This is a genomic window from Rhodopirellula sp. UH5 (assembly GCF_056839225.1).
The window spans coordinates 3,490,136-3,507,027 of the sequence record NZ_CM166390.1 but is presented as its reverse complement, the minus strand read 5'-3'; the positions used below and the strand labels follow the sequence as shown (position 1 = coordinate 3,507,027).

At 57.1% G+C, this 16,892-nt stretch carries 15 protein-coding genes; 5 read left to right on the top strand and 10 right to left on the bottom strand.

Annotated features, from left to right (window positions below):
- Positions 1-284: 284 nt before the first annotated feature.
- The 6 genes from UH5x_RS12440 to UH5x_RS12415 form a co-directional block, all read right to left on the bottom strand.
- Entirely contained in the window at positions 285-1,520 is a 1,236-nt protein-coding gene (locus UH5x_RS12440) for a tetratricopeptide repeat protein (protein ID WP_482635824.1), read from the bottom strand.
- Positions 1,517-2,680: a hypothetical protein gene (locus tag UH5x_RS12435; RefSeq protein ID WP_482635823.1), complete on the bottom strand. Its 1,164-nt coding sequence runs from the start codon at positions 2,678-2,680 to the stop codon at positions 1,517-1,519. The genes UH5x_RS12440 and UH5x_RS12435 overlap by 4 nt, the downstream gene beginning before the upstream one ends.
- Positions 2,677-3,939 carry a multiheme c-type cytochrome gene (locus UH5x_RS12430; protein WP_482635822.1) on the bottom strand — a complete coding sequence of 421 codons (1,263 nt, stop codon included), beginning with the start codon at positions 3,937-3,939 and terminating at the stop codon, positions 2,677-2,679. The genes UH5x_RS12435 and UH5x_RS12430 overlap by 4 nt, the downstream gene beginning before the upstream one ends.
- Positions 3,940-3,959: 20 nt before the next feature.
- Positions 3,960-4,367, bottom strand: coding sequence for a hypothetical protein (locus UH5x_RS12425; protein WP_482635821.1), 408 nt, complete (start codon positions 4,365-4,367; stop codon positions 3,960-3,962).
- 305 nt (positions 4,368-4,672) lie between these two features.
- Complete coding sequence (locus UH5x_RS12420; protein ID WP_482635820.1) at positions 4,673-5,767, bottom strand: DUF1559 family PulG-like putative transporter; 1,095 nt, start codon at positions 5,765-5,767, stop codon at positions 4,673-4,675.
- A gap of 411 nt (positions 5,768-6,178) precedes the next feature.
- A complete protein-coding gene (locus UH5x_RS12415) occupies positions 6,179-7,666 on the bottom strand; it encodes a TonB-dependent receptor (RefSeq protein ID WP_482635819.1) in 1,488 nt (495 codons plus the stop codon).
- Positions 7,667-7,939: 273 nt separating this feature from the next.
- On the opposite strand from UH5x_RS12415, the gene UH5x_RS12410 reads away from it, so the two are divergent.
- The 3 genes from UH5x_RS12410 (at position 7,940) to UH5x_RS12400 (ending at position 12,056) form a co-directional block, all read left to right on the top strand.
- Complete coding sequence (locus UH5x_RS12410; protein ID WP_449314168.1) at positions 7,940-8,629, top strand: dioxygenase family protein; 690 nt, start codon at positions 7,940-7,942, stop codon at positions 8,627-8,629.
- Between the two features lie 72 nt (positions 8,630-8,701).
- Positions 8,702-10,501, top strand: coding sequence for a TrkH family potassium uptake protein (locus UH5x_RS12405; RefSeq protein ID WP_173442688.1), 1,800 nt, complete (start codon positions 8,702-8,704; stop codon positions 10,499-10,501).
- A gap of 4 nt (positions 10,502-10,505) precedes the next feature.
- Complete coding sequence (locus tag UH5x_RS12400) at positions 10,506-12,056, top strand: NfeD family protein (protein WP_482635976.1); 1,551 nt, start codon at positions 10,506-10,508, stop codon at positions 12,054-12,056.
- Here UH5x_RS12400 and UH5x_RS12395 read toward each other — a convergent pair.
- Together UH5x_RS12395 and UH5x_RS12390 are read right to left on the bottom strand one after the other, a co-directional pair.
- On the bottom strand, positions 12,037-13,344 hold the full coding sequence (locus tag UH5x_RS12395; RefSeq protein WP_482635818.1) for a hypothetical protein: 1,308 nt from the start codon (positions 13,342-13,344) through the stop codon (positions 12,037-12,039). The genes UH5x_RS12400 and UH5x_RS12395 overlap by 20 nt on opposite strands.
- A gap of 136 nt (positions 13,345-13,480) precedes the next feature.
- Positions 13,481-13,921, bottom strand: coding sequence for a hypothetical protein (locus tag UH5x_RS12390; RefSeq protein WP_047815349.1), 441 nt, complete (start codon positions 13,919-13,921; stop codon positions 13,481-13,483).
- A 378-nt stretch (positions 13,922-14,299) separates the two neighbouring features.
- Here UH5x_RS12390 and UH5x_RS12385 point away from each other — a divergent pair, with 378 nt between their 5' ends.
- Together UH5x_RS12385 and tsaE are read left to right on the top strand one after the other, a co-directional pair.
- Entirely contained in the window at positions 14,300-14,491 is a 192-nt protein-coding gene (locus UH5x_RS12385; RefSeq protein WP_047815347.1) for a hypothetical protein, read from the top strand.
- A 32-nt stretch (positions 14,492-14,523) separates the two neighbouring features.
- Positions 14,524-15,027: a tRNA (adenosine(37)-N6)-threonylcarbamoyltransferase complex ATPase subunit type 1 TsaE gene (tsaE, locus tag UH5x_RS12380; protein ID WP_482635817.1), complete on the top strand. Its 504-nt coding sequence runs from the start codon at positions 14,524-14,526 to the stop codon at positions 15,025-15,027.
- A 53-nt stretch (positions 15,028-15,080) separates the two neighbouring features.
- Here the strand turns inward: tsaE and hisB are convergent, their stop codons facing one another.
- On the bottom strand, positions 15,081-15,689 hold the full coding sequence (gene hisB, locus UH5x_RS12375) for an imidazoleglycerol-phosphate dehydratase HisB (protein WP_047815345.1): 609 nt from the start codon (positions 15,687-15,689) through the stop codon (positions 15,081-15,083).
- Entirely contained in the window at positions 15,686-16,774 is a 1,089-nt protein-coding gene (gene hisC, locus UH5x_RS12370; RefSeq protein ID WP_482635816.1) for a histidinol-phosphate transaminase, read from the bottom strand. Before hisC ends, hisB begins: the two co-directional genes overlap by 4 nt.
- Positions 16,775-16,892 lie beyond the last annotated feature (118 nt).

Here is a 16,892-nt window from a genome sequence, read left to right as displayed (position 1 = left end):
AATGGTAGCCGGGGGTTGCTGCGTCGCAGCGCAACCCCCGGAAACCAAAAAACTCATACCGACCCTGAAAGGGGCGCGGAATCTTCGACCCTTTCAGGGTTGGGGATTGCCGGGGTCTTGCATCCGGTGGTGTTCACTGCGTTCAAACCACCGGCTACCATCTGCGATCCCTTCGGGATAAAACTCGCGCGAGCCTACCCTCCTTCGAAGGTTGAACATGGAGTGGCCTGGGCCAACGCCCAAACGGCTCACATGGTTTTGCCCGGTCGCTCCTGCCCGGCTGCTTAGCGAGGCACTAAGAAACAGCTGAAGTGGTCACGCGAAAGTTGTGACAGCATGGATTGGGCTTGCTCGGCATACAGAGGGTCCAGCTGTGCGGCGAGCTGAGCGTTCTCGGCGGCTAGCGAGGTCTTTTGGTGTTCTTTGTAACTGGTCGCCAGAAGGAAATGATTCTCGGCGGTGGGGGCCAATTGCACCAATGTTTGATAGGCCTCTTCTTCTAAACGCCGGTTGCCCAATTGGCGAGCTGCGAAAGCGATGCCTTTGTAAGCACTGATCATCGCGTTGCGTTTGCCGGGGCTGTCCGGTTGTCGTTCCCAGTGTTTCAACGAACGCTCGTAACCTCGCATGCTCTCGGCAGGTTGTTCCAAGCGTTGTTGGCAGAGCCCGTAGAAATCGAGACTAATCGGATGAAAATTGCGACCGGACATCATCGGTCGAATCCAACCGAGGGCCTCGTGATTTCGATCGAGCTGAACCAAACTGGTGATTCTTCTCCCGATCAAGGCGATGGAAATGTTTCGAGGCATCGGCTGTTGGACTTCTGATTCCAGTTGGACTTTCTGTTCGTGGAGATTGCCTTCTAACGCGGCCAGGTTCGAATCCGCGGTCGTTGCACCGGGATCGAGTCGGCGAAGCTGCGAGCACTGTTCCCAAGCCAAGGCAACGCGATGGCTGCTGAGTGATTCTTGCAGCTTCTTCTCGAGTGATTCCGCTGCTGAATGCGTGTAGGTGGCGGGAATGGCAATGGTTGCCGTTCCGAACAAGAGCCATGCCCAAGTCGGCAAGAAATGCTGGCCACCCTGCCCTGCCCCGATGACGTTTGATTGGGGGTGGTCAGGTGATTGGAGCGACGCGATGCCAACGCAAAGGTTGGCGACGGCGAATGCGGTGAGGCAAGATTGCAGTGCGCGAGCGATTGTGATTGCGAGCAGGTTTTCAGGAATTGAGATTCCATGACTCATGGCGGCCAGGCAAAGGCATCCCGCCAGCAAACACGCGCCCAGCACGATGGCGGATGAACGTGATTTCTTGGCAACCCGAATTGCTCCGGCAAATCCCATGGGCAATGCGGCGAACATGGAAACGGCGTAGACGTCGTCTCGCCCAAACCACTCGATGTGCCCGTTGGGGTCCAGCAACAGATGGCGAACGGCCACCAAGACGGCAATCACCGTGGGCGGCCAAAGCAACCAGCTTGCCGGGACGTTCTGCTTCGGTGTCTCACGGGATGACGTCATGCTGCACCCGCTGAGGGGGAGGGTGCGCGGCGTTTGGGCGACTTCCACAGCAGGCCGTCAAAGCAGTAGTGCCAAAAGGCGACGACCAAGTTGATTGTCACCCAGACTTCAAAGAAGCCGCGCGAAAGCAGGTAGTTCCCGAGGCCGATGACCAGCACAAACATGACCAGGAACAGCATCCAAATCTTGGAGAGGCGTGCCAGTGGATGGTTGGCTTTTTTTGCCCCCGACTTCTTCATTGACCAAGTCACAATGGACATGTATTCCATCGAATGGAAAATCGCGGACGCCAGTGCGAGCTGGATGACGAGTCGGCTGTTCTGGTAGTGAGCGGCCAACAGCAACGCTGCGAAGAGAGACATCACGCTCAACAGGTACAGCATGCTGGCCAACGTTTGGTTGCCGAGTTTTGCAAATCGGTGCATCGCGGAAATGGCAAACGCAGCAGGAATCAGCAGCATCCCCCAGTCCAGGAACTCCACTCCAGAGAACGAAGGGAACGGTCCTTCGGGCCAGCCAAATCCTGCCACTCGAGCGATGGTGTACAGCAAAAAGCCACGGAAGAAGAATTTCTGAAGCAGTGCCCCTTTGCTTTGCATGAATTGCGAAAGCGGATTCGAATGGTCGGAGCCTGCGCCGCTGCTTGCGGTTCGGTCAAACGGATCGGATGCCTTGGTTTTGGATGGGGGCGACGATTGGCGTTGGTAAATTCGAAAGATGCCGTGATGCTGGGACGAGAAATGCCAGGCGTTCCAGATGTAGTCGATCATACCGAGGCACAGCAGCGACCCGGTGCCGACCTGCAACCCGACGCAGACCGTCAAAATCGCGAGTGCCAAAGCGGCAAAGAGCCACCGTCGATCCTGGGACTTGTGGTGGTCGACGGACACCAGAACGATGGTGATCCAGCGGTGTGGGGCGGTGATGAAGTAGATTTGCCAGAACAGCAGGCCCTCATGGGTTGTCGTTCCACCGAAGACATCGACGAAGACCAACAGCGGCCAAAACAAATTCGCAATGAAGATCAGGTCGATGAGCGGCGAGAAGAGGAATCCACTTTGGGGATTCGCTGAGGCGACGGTCGGCGACGTTTCTCTCGAACGAGAGGTTGATGGATTGACCGCCGCGCGAGTGCTGGGTGACGGGGAGATGACGCTCATGGGGATGCCTCCCGTGTGGTCTCGGCAGCGTGGGAAGCGGTGTCATCCACGATTCGAATCCAGTGATCGCGAAAAGCGATTCCTTGGGTCCAGGGTGTGAGTGGCATGTGACATTCGATGCAGTCTCCCGCTGGTGCTTCAGGGCAAATCGTGGAAGCCTGCGGTTGATGGCAGCTTTGGCATTGCTGGATGTATTGTTGGCGATCGTGCGAGGTGGTGTCGTGCGGGTCGTGGCAAGTCGAGCAGGTGAGCTGACCCGAAGATTGCAGGTAGCATTCGCTTTTCTTCAGTCCATACGGCTGGAAACGAGCACGTTCAGCCGCCGTGGAATCAGCCGAAACGGAGCGTTCGTCGCGATGGCATGCACTGCACGTTTCCATGTGAGCACTGGCATCATGTTGGTCAATCATTGGTTTGCTCTGCTCGGGCAAGCCGCGGCCTGCAAGAATTACATGTTGCTTCCGTGGCCCGTGGCAGCGTTCGCAACCAACGTTGGCGATCATCGTGTCGGGGGTCAGCGGCAAGGGTGGAGGCGGGACGACGGTGGAGTGGCATCCGATGCAAGAACGCACGGCCATGGCATCCATGGGACGCCCAAAGCACTCGGCCGTGCCTTCACGGAAGGTCGTGTATTGATCGTGGTCGGGAGTCACATTCAGTTGGTCGTCGCCATGGAATGACGACCAACGCATCTCGATGCCGCGAGAGCCATCTTTCTGGATGGCGAGGGGAGTTTGTGCGTGGGTGCCGGATCCCAACAGCCAATTGACTGTGACCGAAAGGTTCTTTGATTGCGTGTTCGGTGGTGAAGACGCGTTCGCGGACGCCCTGCCCTGCCCTGTCGAGGTGCTGACCAAAAACTGATCCGCTTGCTTGGTGAAGCGGAACGTTTGATTGCGGAGCGAATCTTCGTATTCGCCTTGTGACAGAAGTTGCTGAGCCAACTCCGACTCGACCATCGGTGTGGCGGTTCGCGAATGACCGGATCGAAGATGGGCTTCGTACTCGACCGGATGGCAGGCCTGGCAGGCTTGGTCACCAGCGAACTGCGAGGAGACAAATTGGCTCCACTGGTTCACGGCATTTGCGACCGATGCGCCGGAGTCTTTGGGGGCCAGCGTTCGACGACTGGCCGAGGATGGCGTGGGTGCGATCGACATCAGGTCCCGTGCGACACTGGCCGCACAGACTCCGATGACCAAAAGCATCGAGAGCCCCAGAAACTGGAGGCTCTTGGCAGAGAGAATCTTGGAGAACAAGGGATGTCCTTCAGATGGGATCAACCCAAAGGAGCTTCTTTGATTTTCCAGTCTTCGCCGACGCGTTGCAGCACCCAGTTTTGAGTGGTGTTTCCGGATTCCGATGCCTTTTTCGAGCGATCGCCGCCGGAGGTAGCAAAGACGCCGCCAAAGATTTTGACGGGGACGGTCATTTGGTCGCCGTTCACTTCGCCGTCGCCTGCGATTTCGTAGCCTCGCTGAGCGTAGTCTTCGTGGTTCTCAGGAACTGCTCCATCGACGAAGACGGTGGCAAACATCTTGGGGTCGCCAGCGGCATCTCCGAGACCTTCCACGCAAGCGTAGGCGTCTTGTTCGAGAGTGATGGCTGGAGGGGCTGACGATCCACAACCGATGACGGTGAGCAACGCGAAAACGGGGATCAGTTGAATGGAGGTTTGAAAGTTCATCTGGTTTATTAAGGAGGTGAAAGAGTGCATGAGAGATTTTGAGCTCAGCCCGTCCCTCGCTTCACTCGCCCCTCCCAGCGGGAGAGGCGAGGTTGCACAGCTTTCTTGAAAGCTGTGCGAGATTCCTTCGAGGGAGTGCGACTAAGCAGGTCGGCAGGGGGCGTTCGGCATTTGAAATATCGTGGCAAGCGTGGTTGTTTCCACGTCCAACCGGGGCTAACGCCCAAACGGCTCACATGGTTATGCCCGATCATTCTTGCCGACCCGCTTACGCCAGGAGGGCTGGTTTGATGGCGTCAGCTCGATCAGGGCATTTCGAAGACTTCGCTGTTCTTCGCAGTTGCCAATGGATGCCAAACGCTTTCTTTGTCGACTGAGTCAGTGATGAATCGAACGGAGCTGTCTGCCATCAGGATATTGACGCCACCGGTGTGGTGACTGCGAGCAGCGGCCCAGATTTCGGCGGTGTCGCGTTGTTCCAGGCAAGCCAAGTATGGATTCAGTTTGTCTTCCGGGATGGTTTCATCGCAGGCAGCCAACACGTCTTTTTCGCGACTGTTGGGGCCGGTGAAAGCGGAGAAGATTGTGGCTCCCATGGCAGGCGACATCCAAGTACCACGGATGTCCGTTTTCGAGTCATGGTTGAGGATTTCGCTCATCGCCATCGTGTTGCTCATGCCGTCCAGGAAGTCTTCGCTGCCCATTCCATTGCGGTTCTGAAAGCGGTCACCTGCGATGCCGTCTTTGACGATCACATCTTGGTGAACGTAGTAGGTGCCGAACGCTCCGGAGGTCTGGTCGCTTTCCCAGGACAGCATGTCCCCTGAACCCCAGTTGGCGGCGTAGTTGGAACCCTTTGCCAAGGCTTCCAAGCCGTAGCTGCCGTCGGAAAATTGATTGGTCACGCCGGGTGCTGATGGGCAGGCAACGAATGAACCGAGTTGTTCGCGACCGATGTGTTCGAATTCCGCGTAGTACTCGCAGTGATCGCAGGGGTTCATGGTGTGACCCGTGACGGAATCTTCGCAGCGGGTGATCAGTTCCCAGACACCGGGTTGTTCCATGTAGGGGAACAACATTGGCAACCAGTGCCATCCCAGTTCGTTCTGACCGTGCTGCCAGCCGCCGGTTTTGAAGCGGTTGCCGCTTTCGTCGTAATTGACATTGCCGGGTGGAAACGATCCGAAGGCGGCCATGTGGTTGTGAAGTGCGATGCCGAACTGCTTGAAGTTGTTCTGGCACTGCATGCGGCGGGCGGCTTCGCGAGCGGCTTGAACAGCCGGCAGAAGCAGTCCAACCAAGACGCCGATGATCGCGATCACGACCAAGAGTTCGACCAAGGTGAAACCGGATCGCGTGGAAGTCCGCTGATCACAGGTGCGGGGATGTTGGAATTTCATGACTTTTGAGAGCTCTCAGGAGAAGAGAAATGAGTTGCTGAAATGAATCGGGATGGAGGCTCCGGGGATCAGGTTCTTTCACTCCCCGCAATCGAGCGCGGGGATTAAAGCAGATGAAGATGGCTCGGTTGTTAACGTTGGATGAAGGAAGTGTGAGAGAAGTGCTAGCTTTGAGCGGGCGGCTGTTAACGGTTGGTTAGTTGTCGTTAGAAGTGTTCTTGAGGGGCTTTTGGGAGCCGTGTCGGTCAGTGGTTTTTGAGGTTTGTCAGGGGGGAGGGCGATTTCTGGGTCGGGAAGTGACGATAGGCAGCTGCCGGAATGAGCAACGCCACGGAAGATCCGGAGATCCGCCGTGGCGTGGAGTGGTTTCGTTGAGGTGAGGTTCGAAGCAGGTGGGGTGCCTCGACGGGATCAGGTGGCGAATGCCCCGGGGGCCGGGACATTGCTGAAGGCAGCTCCCATGGGCGCCACCATGGCGGCGAGTCGGGATTCCGGAGCGTGGGATTTGCAGCCGAAGATGCCACGTTTCTGAATCACGGTCGCGACCTCTTGGGGAACGTGTTTTTTCCACTCGTCATCGCCGGATTCGATCATCTTCAACACTTCACGGGAGAATGTTGAAAGGTGTTCGGGGTTGTAAGCGTGCAATTGCTCGATGCAGCCTTTGTCCACCAGGTAGTCGTAAAGCTTCCGTAGTTCCGGCGCGATCTCAAGGTTCTCGACGGTGGTCAGTTCGCTGGTTTCGCGGTCCATCAACGGGTAGACGTAGAGCTTCAGGTCGTTTTTGAACATCCTGCCGAATGATTCCAGGATGCCGCCATCGAGTTCCGTGTAGTACTTTTCTTCGAAGAGTTCGTGCAGGCTGCCGGCGCCCATCGTGATCGCGATTTTCTTCTTGGTGTATTGCGACAGGTAGGCGGCCAATCGGTAGTACTCGAAGTAGTCCGAGATCAGCACGGTCATGCCACAGGCCGCCAGCGTGTCGACTCGGGCAAGGAAGTCTTGCAGGTCGATTTCGCCGTTGGCGCGGAGGTTCCGCATCGTGATCTCCGCCAGTGTCACGACTTGATTGGGATCCACGTCTTCTTCTTTGCGAAAGCTCTTTTGGGCCGCTTGGATCATGTCCAAGTTCACGTGGGTGACTGGCCGGAAGCTGCCGCGTTCCACCAAAATGGGTTTTTTGTAGAGCACTTCGGCGGGCTGGAGGACTTCGCCATCGGCGGAGAACATCGCTGCCTTGCTGAGTCCCAGTTGCACCAGGCGGAGGCTCATCACACGGTTGTCGACATGTCGAAATGCGATGCCCGAAAATTCGATCATGTCGATTTCGATGCGCTGGGTGCTGAGGTTGTCCAGCAACGATTCGATCAACTGGTCGGGTTCATGATTGAGAAAGAAGGCACCGTAGAGCAGGTTGACTCCGACGATTCCGAGTGCTTCTTGCTGGGCCGCGTTGTTGTTGTCCAGCATTCGGACGTGAAGAATGATTTGGCTGTCTTCATCCCGCGGGTGAGCTTGGAATCGGATGCCCATCCATCCGTGACACTCGTTGGTGCCGTGGTAGTTGCGGGCGGAAACGGTGTCAGCAAACGCGAAGAAGGCGGTCGAGTCGCCGCGTTGTTCCTTCAATCGTTCGATGTTCAGCGTGTGTTCTCGGGTCAGCATGTCATCCAGACGCTGGCGGCAGACATAGCGTTGGCACTCGCCGTAAATCGCGTCGCTGACGGCCATGTCATAGGCCGACATGCTCTTGGCGATTGTGCCTGCGGCGGCACCGACGCGAAAGAACCAACGCACGACCTCTTGCCCTGCTCCGATCTCGGCAAACGAACCATACCGCCGCGGATCCAGGTTGATTTGAAGTGCTTTGCGTTCGGTCGAAGGACGTTCGTTGTTCATGTTGTTTGCCCGATTGGAAAAATGGCCCTAAATCACAACAACATCTAGGTGACGATTCGGGGACCTCCAAACTCTTTTTTGTGGTCGGGCAAACGCGGGCACGGGTGACGCGTTTGGGGCCGTCGCAATCGCTACAAACCGAGAGAGCCGTTCTGACGCCGCTTGCGGGTGGCCGCAGAGAGGTGCTGCGGTGTCTGTCTGAGACTCGTTACAATGTGGGATTGGCCAATGATGCGGGATTGGCTCATCCAGTGCAGTTCGAAATTCCTACAGGTGATCGCGATGAACACGAAGATGATGTCACGACGTTGGTTCGCGAGTCGATCTGCGATGGCGATCGGCGGTGCTGCAATGTGGACGACGCCCGGGTTGTTTGCTGAAGAGTTGCTTCAGCCAACGCCCCCACTGACCGAAGGTCCGTTTTACCCCGATCGATTGCCGTTGGATCAGGACAACGATTTGATCGTGATGGGTGATCACACGACCCCGGCGGTTGGTGAGGTGACTCATCTGACTGGCCGAGTGCTGACTGCGGCGGGGACGCCGGTTCGCAATGCAACGATTGAAATTTGGCAATGCGATGCCAACGCGGTTTATCTGCACACGCGTGACAGCAACGGCAAGAAAGACCAGCAGGACAAGAACTTTCAAGGGTTTGGGCGTTTCGAAACGGCCAGCGATGGCGGGTATCGTTTTCGCACGATCAAGCCAGTGCCCTACCCCGGACGCCCTGCCCCCCACATTCACATCAAGGTCAAGCAGGGCGACAAGGATTTGCTGACGACCCAGTTGTTGATTCGGGGGCATGAAGGCAATCAACGAGATGGTGTTTTCCGCCGAGTGACGGATCCAGCCAGACGCGAGTTGTTGGTGGCTGATTTCAAGCCAATGAACGAGTCCAAGATCGGTGAATTGGCTTGCCAGTTCGATGTGATCCTGGGACAGACCCCCGCCGACGGTTGAACGCCAGCGATCGAACTGAGTGAGTCACTCAAGCGAGTTGCTAGAAACTGAGAGTTGCTAAAAAAGGGGTGGTTGGGTAACAAGGTCCGAATTGCCACGGTCGGCAATGAACAAGGGCATTCGTCGATTGCACCCTTTGCCACCGTTTCACCACCCGTCGAAAAGGCGTCGTCGTTGAATTTCCCGTTGTTGTTTCGTTTTTTGGGAACGATCTGCCTGTTGATTGGCGGGTCGATGGCGTTCAGTCTGCCATTTGCATTTCCGAGCGTTGCGAACCGAACGCATTTGCCTCCGGCGACGGAGTTTGAATCGGCGGCGGCGAGTGGTTTGCTGGCAAGCATGGCGATCTGTTTCTTTGTGGGGGCGTTCTTCCGATTTCTGGGCCGTGGCTATCGCGGTGGGGGAGAGCTCTACCAGAAAGAGGCGATGGCGATCGTGGGTCTGTCGTGGGTCAGTGCCACTGTGCTGGGGGCTCTGCCTTATTTTCTGAGTGGCACGATGATCGCGGAGGATTCGCCGATCACGTTCATCGAAGCGATGTTTGAATCTCAGTCCGGTTTCAGCACGACCGGTGCGACGGTTCTGACGGATTTAGAAACGCCTGAACTGGTCCCGCATTGCATCTTGTTCTGGCGATCATGGACGCACTTTTTGGGCGGATTGGGGATCGTGGTTTTGTTTGTCGCAATCCTAGGGCAAGGGTCGGCGGGCAAAGCGATGATGCGAGCCGAGATGCCGGGGCCAACCAAGGAAGGCAGCATGCCACGGATGCAGCACACCGCATTGGTGTTTGCGGCGATCTATGTGGGGCTGAACATCTTGCTGACTCTCATTTACATGTTCGAGGGCATGAGTTCGTTTGATGCTCTGTGTCACGCTTTCGGAACCATGGCAACCGGCGGTTTCAGCACCTACAACCGCTCGTTGGGCGGATTTGACAGTCCGTTGATTGAATACACGACGGTGTTGTTCATGATTTTGGCAGGGACCAATTTCACGTTGCTGTATTTGATGCTGTTGGATATCCCGCGGCGGCCGCTGACGGCCGCGCGACGACTCTTTCAGGACGTGGAATTTCGAACGTTTGCGATGGTCATCGGCGTGGTCACTGTAGGGGTGGTCGTGTTTGGATTGCGTGCGGAGGACGAGGGATTCGGAACGCTGGCCAAAGGGGTTCAAAACGGATTGTTCCAAGTCGTTTCCGTCATCACGACGACCGGGTACGGGACAGCAGACTTTGACGAGTGGAATAACTTTGGTCGGGGGATTTTGCTGCTGTTGATGTTCGTCGGGGGATGTGCCGGGAGCACGGGCGGTGGGATGAAGGTGATCCGGCATGTTTTGTTCTACAAAATTCTCCGATTGGAAATTGAGCGCGCCCACCGCCCTCGTGTGGTCCGGCCTTTGAGGGTGAGTGGTGTCGCGGTCGATGACCCTCAGTTGGCACACAATATTTTGTTGTACTTCTGCATGGTGTTGGCGATTTTCGTGATGTCCTGGTTGGCTTTGGTCACTTTTGAGCCCAATTCCACGTGGGGAGTTGTGATGACCAACACGCCTCTCGAAGACGTGGTGGATGAATCCATCCGTGCGAGAGAATCCGGTGAAGAAGTGGTGATCGTCGACCAATCCCAGGCTGGCAAAGAGTTGTTGCGTGGGACACTGGACGAGAAGTTGCTCGATTCCGCGAGTGCGGTCGCGGCGACTCTGAACAACATCGGTCCGGGATTGGGCGTTGTGGGAGCCACCCGGAACTACGCCGGGTTCAGCCAGGGCGCCAAGTTGTTGTTCGTGTGGCTGATGATGCTGGGGCGAGTCGAGATCTTCAGTGTGCTGCTGCTATTTGTTCCGTCGTTTTGGCGAAGGGTATGAGATGATGACTGCAACCCAATCACACGCAACGCTTCGTGCCTCCAATCGTGCTCCGCTGACAATCGTGAGTGCGTTGTTCGCGGTGGTTGTGATGGCGATTGCATTTGTTTCGTGCACGCCTGCCTTGGCGCAGTCAGCGACGGGTGACGCCTCATCCGGAAAGCGTCGTGGGGTGCTGATTGAGTTCAAAGAGGACATCAATCCACTCAGTGGTGCATTGCTCAAACGCAAGTTCAAAGCCGCGGTCGAATCCGGCGCCGATGTGATCATCCTGGACATTCAATCGCCCGGTGGTTTCACCTCGGTGACGTTTGAGTTGATGGACATGGTCTTGGAAGCCAAGGACGTCGAGACGGTGGCTTACATCGAAAAGGATGCGATCAGTGGTGCCGCGTTGCTGGCTTTGTCGACGGACACGATTTTGATGCGTCCCGACGCTCGGATGGGAGATGCTGGCGAGATCGTGATGGGCGAAGACGGTGCGTTTCGTTACACGCCGGCCAAGAGTCGCAGTGTGCTGGCCCAGAAAGTTCGCGACACTGCCGAGGCCACGGGGCGACCACTCGCGTTGGCGGAGAAGATGACGGACAAGGACATGGTCGTCTATCAAGCGACCAACAAGAGCACACGAGAGCAACTCTATTTGTCCGACAAGGATTTGGCATCCAAAGACGACGCCGATCAATGGGAGCTCAGCCCACCGATTCGGGAAGCGGGCAAGGAAATGTTCTTCACCGTCAACGGTCGTCGTGGGGTGGAGCTTGGGATGGTGGATCAGACCGTCGAGGGTCGAGACGAATTGGCAAAGGTCTTGAACTTGCAAGAACCCATTGTCGAGATGGAACGCAGTTGGACGGACACGTTGGTGTTCCTGTTGAACACTCAGTTTGTCACGTTTCTGTTGTTGTTGATCGGGTTGGTCTCACTTGCAATTGAGTTGTCGGCACCCGGGATCGGCATCGGCGGTTTGACCAGCGTGCTGTGTTTTGGGTTGTTTTTCTGGGCGCGTTTTTTGGGTGGGACGTCGGGTTGGTTGGAAGTGGTTTTGTTTCTTGCGGGGATCCTGTTCATCGCCGCAGAAATCTTTGTCATTCCCGGATTTGGTGTCGCAGGGATCAGTGGGTTGGCGTTGTCACTGGGGGCATTGGTGATGGCTTCGCGTCGATTCACGTTGCCCGAGAACGAGATTCAGTGGACTTCGTTGGCTGCGGACATGATGACGGTGATGGGGGCATTCTTAGGTTTCCTGGTTTGCTTGGCCGTGATGGCGAAGTATCTCGGCGAGATCCCGGGGCTGAGTCGATTGACGCTTCGTCCACAGGTCATGGTGGCTGCCGATGGCGGCGCCAGCGCCACCTTGGTCAGTGGCCCGGCTTGGCAGCGCGTGGAGGTCGGTGACAGGGGAGCGGCAATGTCGCCTCTGCGTCCGAGTGGCAAGGTTCAGTTTGGCGATGACGCGGTGGACGTTGTGACCGAGGGGGACTACATCGACCCCGGAACGGAAGTTCGTGTGGTCGGGAAGCAGGGGGCTCGTGTCACCGTTCGGAAAGTTTGAGCTCGCCGGAAGTGTCGTTGTCGGGAGGGGACGGCATCCATTTCTCGTAGGTGCTCGCGACCCAGCTGGATAGTAGGAACCAGGGGATCAATGCGGCCAACCAAGTCGATGTGATTTGGTTAGGATTCATGCGGGACGCCAGGAACAGCAAACCCACGGCGACCACGGCTTCAATCAAAGGTTTGACCACGCCCTTGATCAGAAGGATGGTTTCGTTGCGAACGTTGGGCGGCAGGATCGCATAAGCAGAAGTCATGCTGGGTTCGTAAAGTGATCGCTTGAGCACGGTCAGGCCTTGGCCAAGCGTGAACAGCAGGATCAACACCGCGGGGGATTGGTTGATCAACGCGATCAGCCCGAGAATGCTGAGCAGCAAGGGGTAGGCGCCGAGCGGCATTCCGATGCCGTAGCGATCGAGCACTTTGGTCGCGACGGTGAACTGGACCAGGACGATCAGAATGTCATTGATGGCATAGAAGCCAGCAAAGTAGGTCAGCAGTTTGTGTTCCACGAGCAGGTGTTCCCCTGCAATCACCTTCCATTGGTAGTCGACCATCGTGACGGCAAAAACGTTGAAGGCGATCAGGCTGATCAACCCATAGCGGTAACGATAGATTGTTTGGCTGGCGGGAGGCCGCTTCATCGAACCAGTGTTCTTGGAAATCCGACGCTGGGAGGGTTCGATTCCCGAGTTGGGGGCGGGCGTCGGTCTCTCTGACATCGCGGGGACATTGGGGATCCATCGCAGCAACACGATCGTGGCTGCGTCCAAGCCGATGATGATCTTCAGCCAGGTGGTGTCTTCTAGCACGGAGGCACCGAATCCCATGGCCGCTCCCATCGCAATTCCGGCGATCGGAGCGCCGGCGGCAACCAGGACAAAGGGGCGTTTGGAGGTCGACGATGCAAACGCATTGTTGACCAACGTCGTCGCATAGATCGTGTTGACGCAGCCTCGCACCTCCGCGATCACGTAGAGAACACCCAGCAAGACAAGCGAATGATGCTCGACCGAGATCATCGCGGTCAGCCAAGCGGTGACCGATGCCAAGCCGATCCAGCTGCCGATGACGCTGAAGCGTGCAGGGAATCTTTGGTTGATCAGGTGGGTGACCGCAGACACGGCGATCACGGTGACCGCCGACGCGACAAGAGCGACTGGCAGTGCCTCGGAGCCCATCCGTGCGATGAACAGGCTGACTCCCAATGCCCTGGCAACCGAATAGGTTGCGGAGGTCAAAAAGGTAAACCCACACAGGGTGATCAGGGTTTGGCGAGGCTGAGTCAAAACGGCACGGAGCCTCGTTGGACTGGAAGGGAGGGATCCATTTTAATCACCCGTCCAGTCCTCGTTGAGCCGGCATAGCGTCAGCGAGCGGCGACCTCAATTCAAAGGCAGCGGTCGGCCGCTGGCAACTTCGCGATCATCGCGTGTGAACGTACGAAGGCACGTAGTAGATGATTCGGTTGCGGTGTTGGTACTGGCCGAAGTTGCTGTCCCAGGCAGGACGCAAGTTGGGATTGCTCGCCCAGTAAGACGCTTCCAGTCGAGCTTGTCGTTGACGAGACGCTTCGAGAGCACGTGCTTGTCGCAGTTGCATCGCCAAGGAGGGGATTGCTTCTGCGGCGGAGCCCGGTGAATGGACGAGTTTGCGATCCGAGGGGCTGTTCACTGGTTCTGCTTCGGGAGCAGCTTCGGCGACGGCGGGTGCCATTGGCGGAAGTGCCAAGCGTTCGGCGTTCCGTTGAGGCGTGTCACGCTGCGGCGACGCTGAAAACAGATCGTCCAGCCCCTGTGCCGAAGCGGCTGGGGCCATGATTGCGCCAATCAACAAAGCAAATAGATACGGGACGGTCGATTTCATAGGTAAACCTCAGCGAATGGACTGATTTCGTTGGTGGTATCGTCCGGCCTGCCGAGTGGGCTGCTTTGGATTGATCAATTCTCCCAGGATAAAAGCGGGGTGCGGGCGGCTCAGATCGATTTTGGCGGCGCAAACGAACGCGTTGGTTTGCACATTGAAAGCAGTCGTGACAGCTGTTTTTATCGGCAACTTTGGGGAGGAAAAAAGGTTTACGCGGGTTGCAAGGGTTGGCAGATTGCCGTGAAACGGCTCTTGCGATGGATTCTGGCAACGACAGGGTGCAATTTATGAACGTTTTGCTAATCTAGAGGTTGGAAACCGAATTCGGGTTGCCGAATCGATCACAAGTTGTCCCACCTTTCTCCTTCCCGAGTCACCATGATTCAACAAACTCTTCGCTGCGTATTCGCACTTGCATTGCTGGCCACGACCGTTGGTTGCCCACCGCCAGCACCACCAGCTGACGTGGACGTCGACACCGACACCGCAGCTCCTGTTGTCAGCGACAACGCCACTGGCGCTGCTGAAATGCCTTCGGACAACGTGACCGGCACCGCAGAAACTCCCTGAGTTTCCGCCCCACTGGAATTGAAGTCAGAGGATTGAATTTGGTCACACTCGACCAAGTTGATTTGAACACACTCGCTCGGCTCGCGGACGCTTTTGTTCGCGAGCCGATTGCGTTCCCGGTCTGCTTTGCCGTCACCGGAACACTGGGTGCTGGCAAGACACGTTGGACGCAGGAACTCGCCCGCGCGATGGGATTGGACTCGTCTGAAGTGACCAGCCCCACGTTCACCTTGCTCCGAACTTATCGGGCGAAACAGCACACTCTGCACCACGTTGACGCGTACCGGGTCGGTGATGAAGACGAATGGTGGGAATTGGGGTTGGAGGAGTGCTACCAAGAACCCAACGCCTGGACCGTGATCGAATGGGCTGATCGGTTTGCAGAAGCGATGCCACCCGAAGCGATCTGGATGCAGATCGAGATCCAAGCGGATTCACCTGAGTCCGGAACTCGCGAAATTCAGCTTCGTTGCGCCGACCCTGAGCGTTGGCAATGGGTCGAGCGTGTCCTCGATCATCTTCATCCAAGAAGTTGACCGTCCGGGCGGCGCGATGGGCCCCGCCCAGTTGAACGGATCAGCACAGATTCCTACAGCACACCCTTCGTGCTCGGGATTGCATCGCTGCGAGGGTCGCTTTCAACGGCCATCCGGATCGCTCTCGCGGTGGCTTTGAAAACACATTCACTGATGTGGTGAGCGTTGCTGCCGTGGTGCAACAAGACGTGCAGGTTGCACTTCGCATTGACGGCGAACGATTGCCAAAAGTGTTCGACCAATTCGCTGTCAAAGGTTCCAATTTTGGGGGCCGCGATGGGAGCGTGGTACTCAAACGCGTAGCGTCCACCCATGTCGACCGCTGACGTGACCAAGCACTCATCCATCGGCAACGTGAAGTGTCCGTAGCGACGTACACCGGCGCGATTGCCGAGAGCCTGGTCAACCGCGGTGCCCAGCGCGATCCCGATGTCTTCGGCCGTGTGGTGATCATCGACGTGCAGGTCGCCCTTGGCTTCCACGGTCAAGTCAATCAAGGCGTGCTTGGCCAGCAGGTCCAGCATGTGATCGAGAAAGCCGATCCCGGACTTGCGTTTGCCAGCACCGCTGCCGTCGAGGTTGACCGACAACTGGATGTCGGTTTCGCCCGTTTTGCGTTCCAGGCTGACTTCGCGTGACGAGTTGGAGTGGGAGGGGGTCATGTCGAGTCCGCTCGGGCGGGAAGAGTAAGGTTGAGAGATTGCATCGCACGCTCGATCATCAACAAGCACGCATCGATTTGTTCGTCGGTCCCGACACTGATTCGCAATCCATCGCCCCAGTCGGGGAAGTCCATGTATCGGATCAGAATCTGGCTTTGTTTGAGGTACTGGTGAATTTCGGCGTGTTTTCCTTCGGGGTGGCGGCACCACACGAAATTCGCGTGCGATGGTGTCACGTCGAATCCAAGTGTTCGCAAGCCGACGGTCAATCGTTCTCGGGTGACGTTCATTTTGGCAACGACATCGGCCAGCCAGTCTTGGCACCCCATCGCGGCGGTCGCGGCGGCGATTGAGATCGCGTCGCAGTTGTAGCTGTCTTTGATCTTGGTCAGTTCCGCGATCACATGTGGTTGAGCCACCAGGAACCCGAACCGGATGCCTGCCAGACCATACGACTTGCTGAGTGTTCGGGTGACGAAAATGTTGTCGTTGGACTGCACCAGGTCCAGGCAGTTCTCTTCCGCGAAGTCCGCGTAGGCTTCATCGATGACCAGCGGGCAGTCGAGCGAATTGGAAAGTTCGGCGATCTGGCTCTTGGAAACGATCGTTCCGCTGGGGCTGTTTGGATTGGGCAGCAGCACCAGTTTCAGGTCGTCGCGATTTTCGCCAAATGACTGCGGGAGTTCCCACGGATCGTTGAATGGGACTTGTTCCCAGTTCGCACCTTGGATGTCAGCCAGCGTCCGGTACAGGATGTAGCTGGGGTAAGGCAGTCGCAACGACTCGCCTTCGCCAACAAAACCGCGAACGAGCAAGGTCAGGATTTCGTCGCTGCCGTTGCCGGCGAGCACCCATTCCGGACCAGGCAATCCCAACGCATCCGCGGCGGCTCGTCGGAACGAGGTCGCCATGGGGTCGGGGTAACGGTTCAGTGGTCCGGTTGCGGCGGACTGGATCGCGGAGACCACCGGGGCCGGAGGTGGGTAGGGGTTCTCGTTTGTGTTGAGCTTGATGAATTTGCCCGGTGGCGGTTGTTCCCCCGGGATGTACGGTTTCATCTTGGATAGCGCGGGACGGTATTGCAACGAATCAGCTCGAAGGAGAATGTCGGAAGGGCCGGCGGGGAACAGGCATTGTAGTCATTTCATGACAACATCCCATTCCGGGCGAAGCCGAAATGGGATGCTGGGTTGGACATCGTGG

Coding starts and splice junctions, on each gene's coding strand:
- UH5x_RS12440 (WP_482635824.1), bottom strand. CDS start 1,520: ATGACGTCATCCCGTGAGACACCGAAGCAGAACGTCCCGGCAAGCTGG.
- UH5x_RS12435 (WP_482635823.1), bottom strand. CDS start 2,680: ATGAGCGTCATCTCCCCGTCACCCAGCACTCGCGCGGCGGTCAATCCA.
- UH5x_RS12425 (WP_482635821.1), bottom strand. CDS start 4,367: ATGAACTTTCAAACCTCCATTCAACTGATCCCCGTTTTCGCGTTGCTC.
- UH5x_RS12420 (WP_482635820.1), bottom strand. CDS start 5,767: ATGAAATTCCAACATCCCCGCACCTGTGATCAGCGGACTTCCACGCGA.
- UH5x_RS12415 (WP_482635819.1), bottom strand. CDS start 7,666: ATGAACAACGAACGTCCTTCGACCGAACGCAAAGCACTTCAAATCAAC.
- UH5x_RS12400 (WP_482635976.1), top strand. CDS start 10,506: ATGACTGCAACCCAATCACACGCAACGCTTCGTGCCTCCAATCGTGCT.
- UH5x_RS12390 (WP_047815349.1), bottom strand. CDS start 13,921: ATGAAATCGACCGTCCCGTATCTATTTGCTTTGTTGATTGGCGCAATC.
- UH5x_RS12385 (WP_047815347.1), top strand. CDS start 14,300: ATGATTCAACAAACTCTTCGCTGCGTATTCGCACTTGCATTGCTGGCC.
- hisB (WP_047815345.1), bottom strand. CDS start 15,689: ATGACCCCCTCCCACTCCAACTCGTCACGCGAAGTCAGCCTGGAACGC.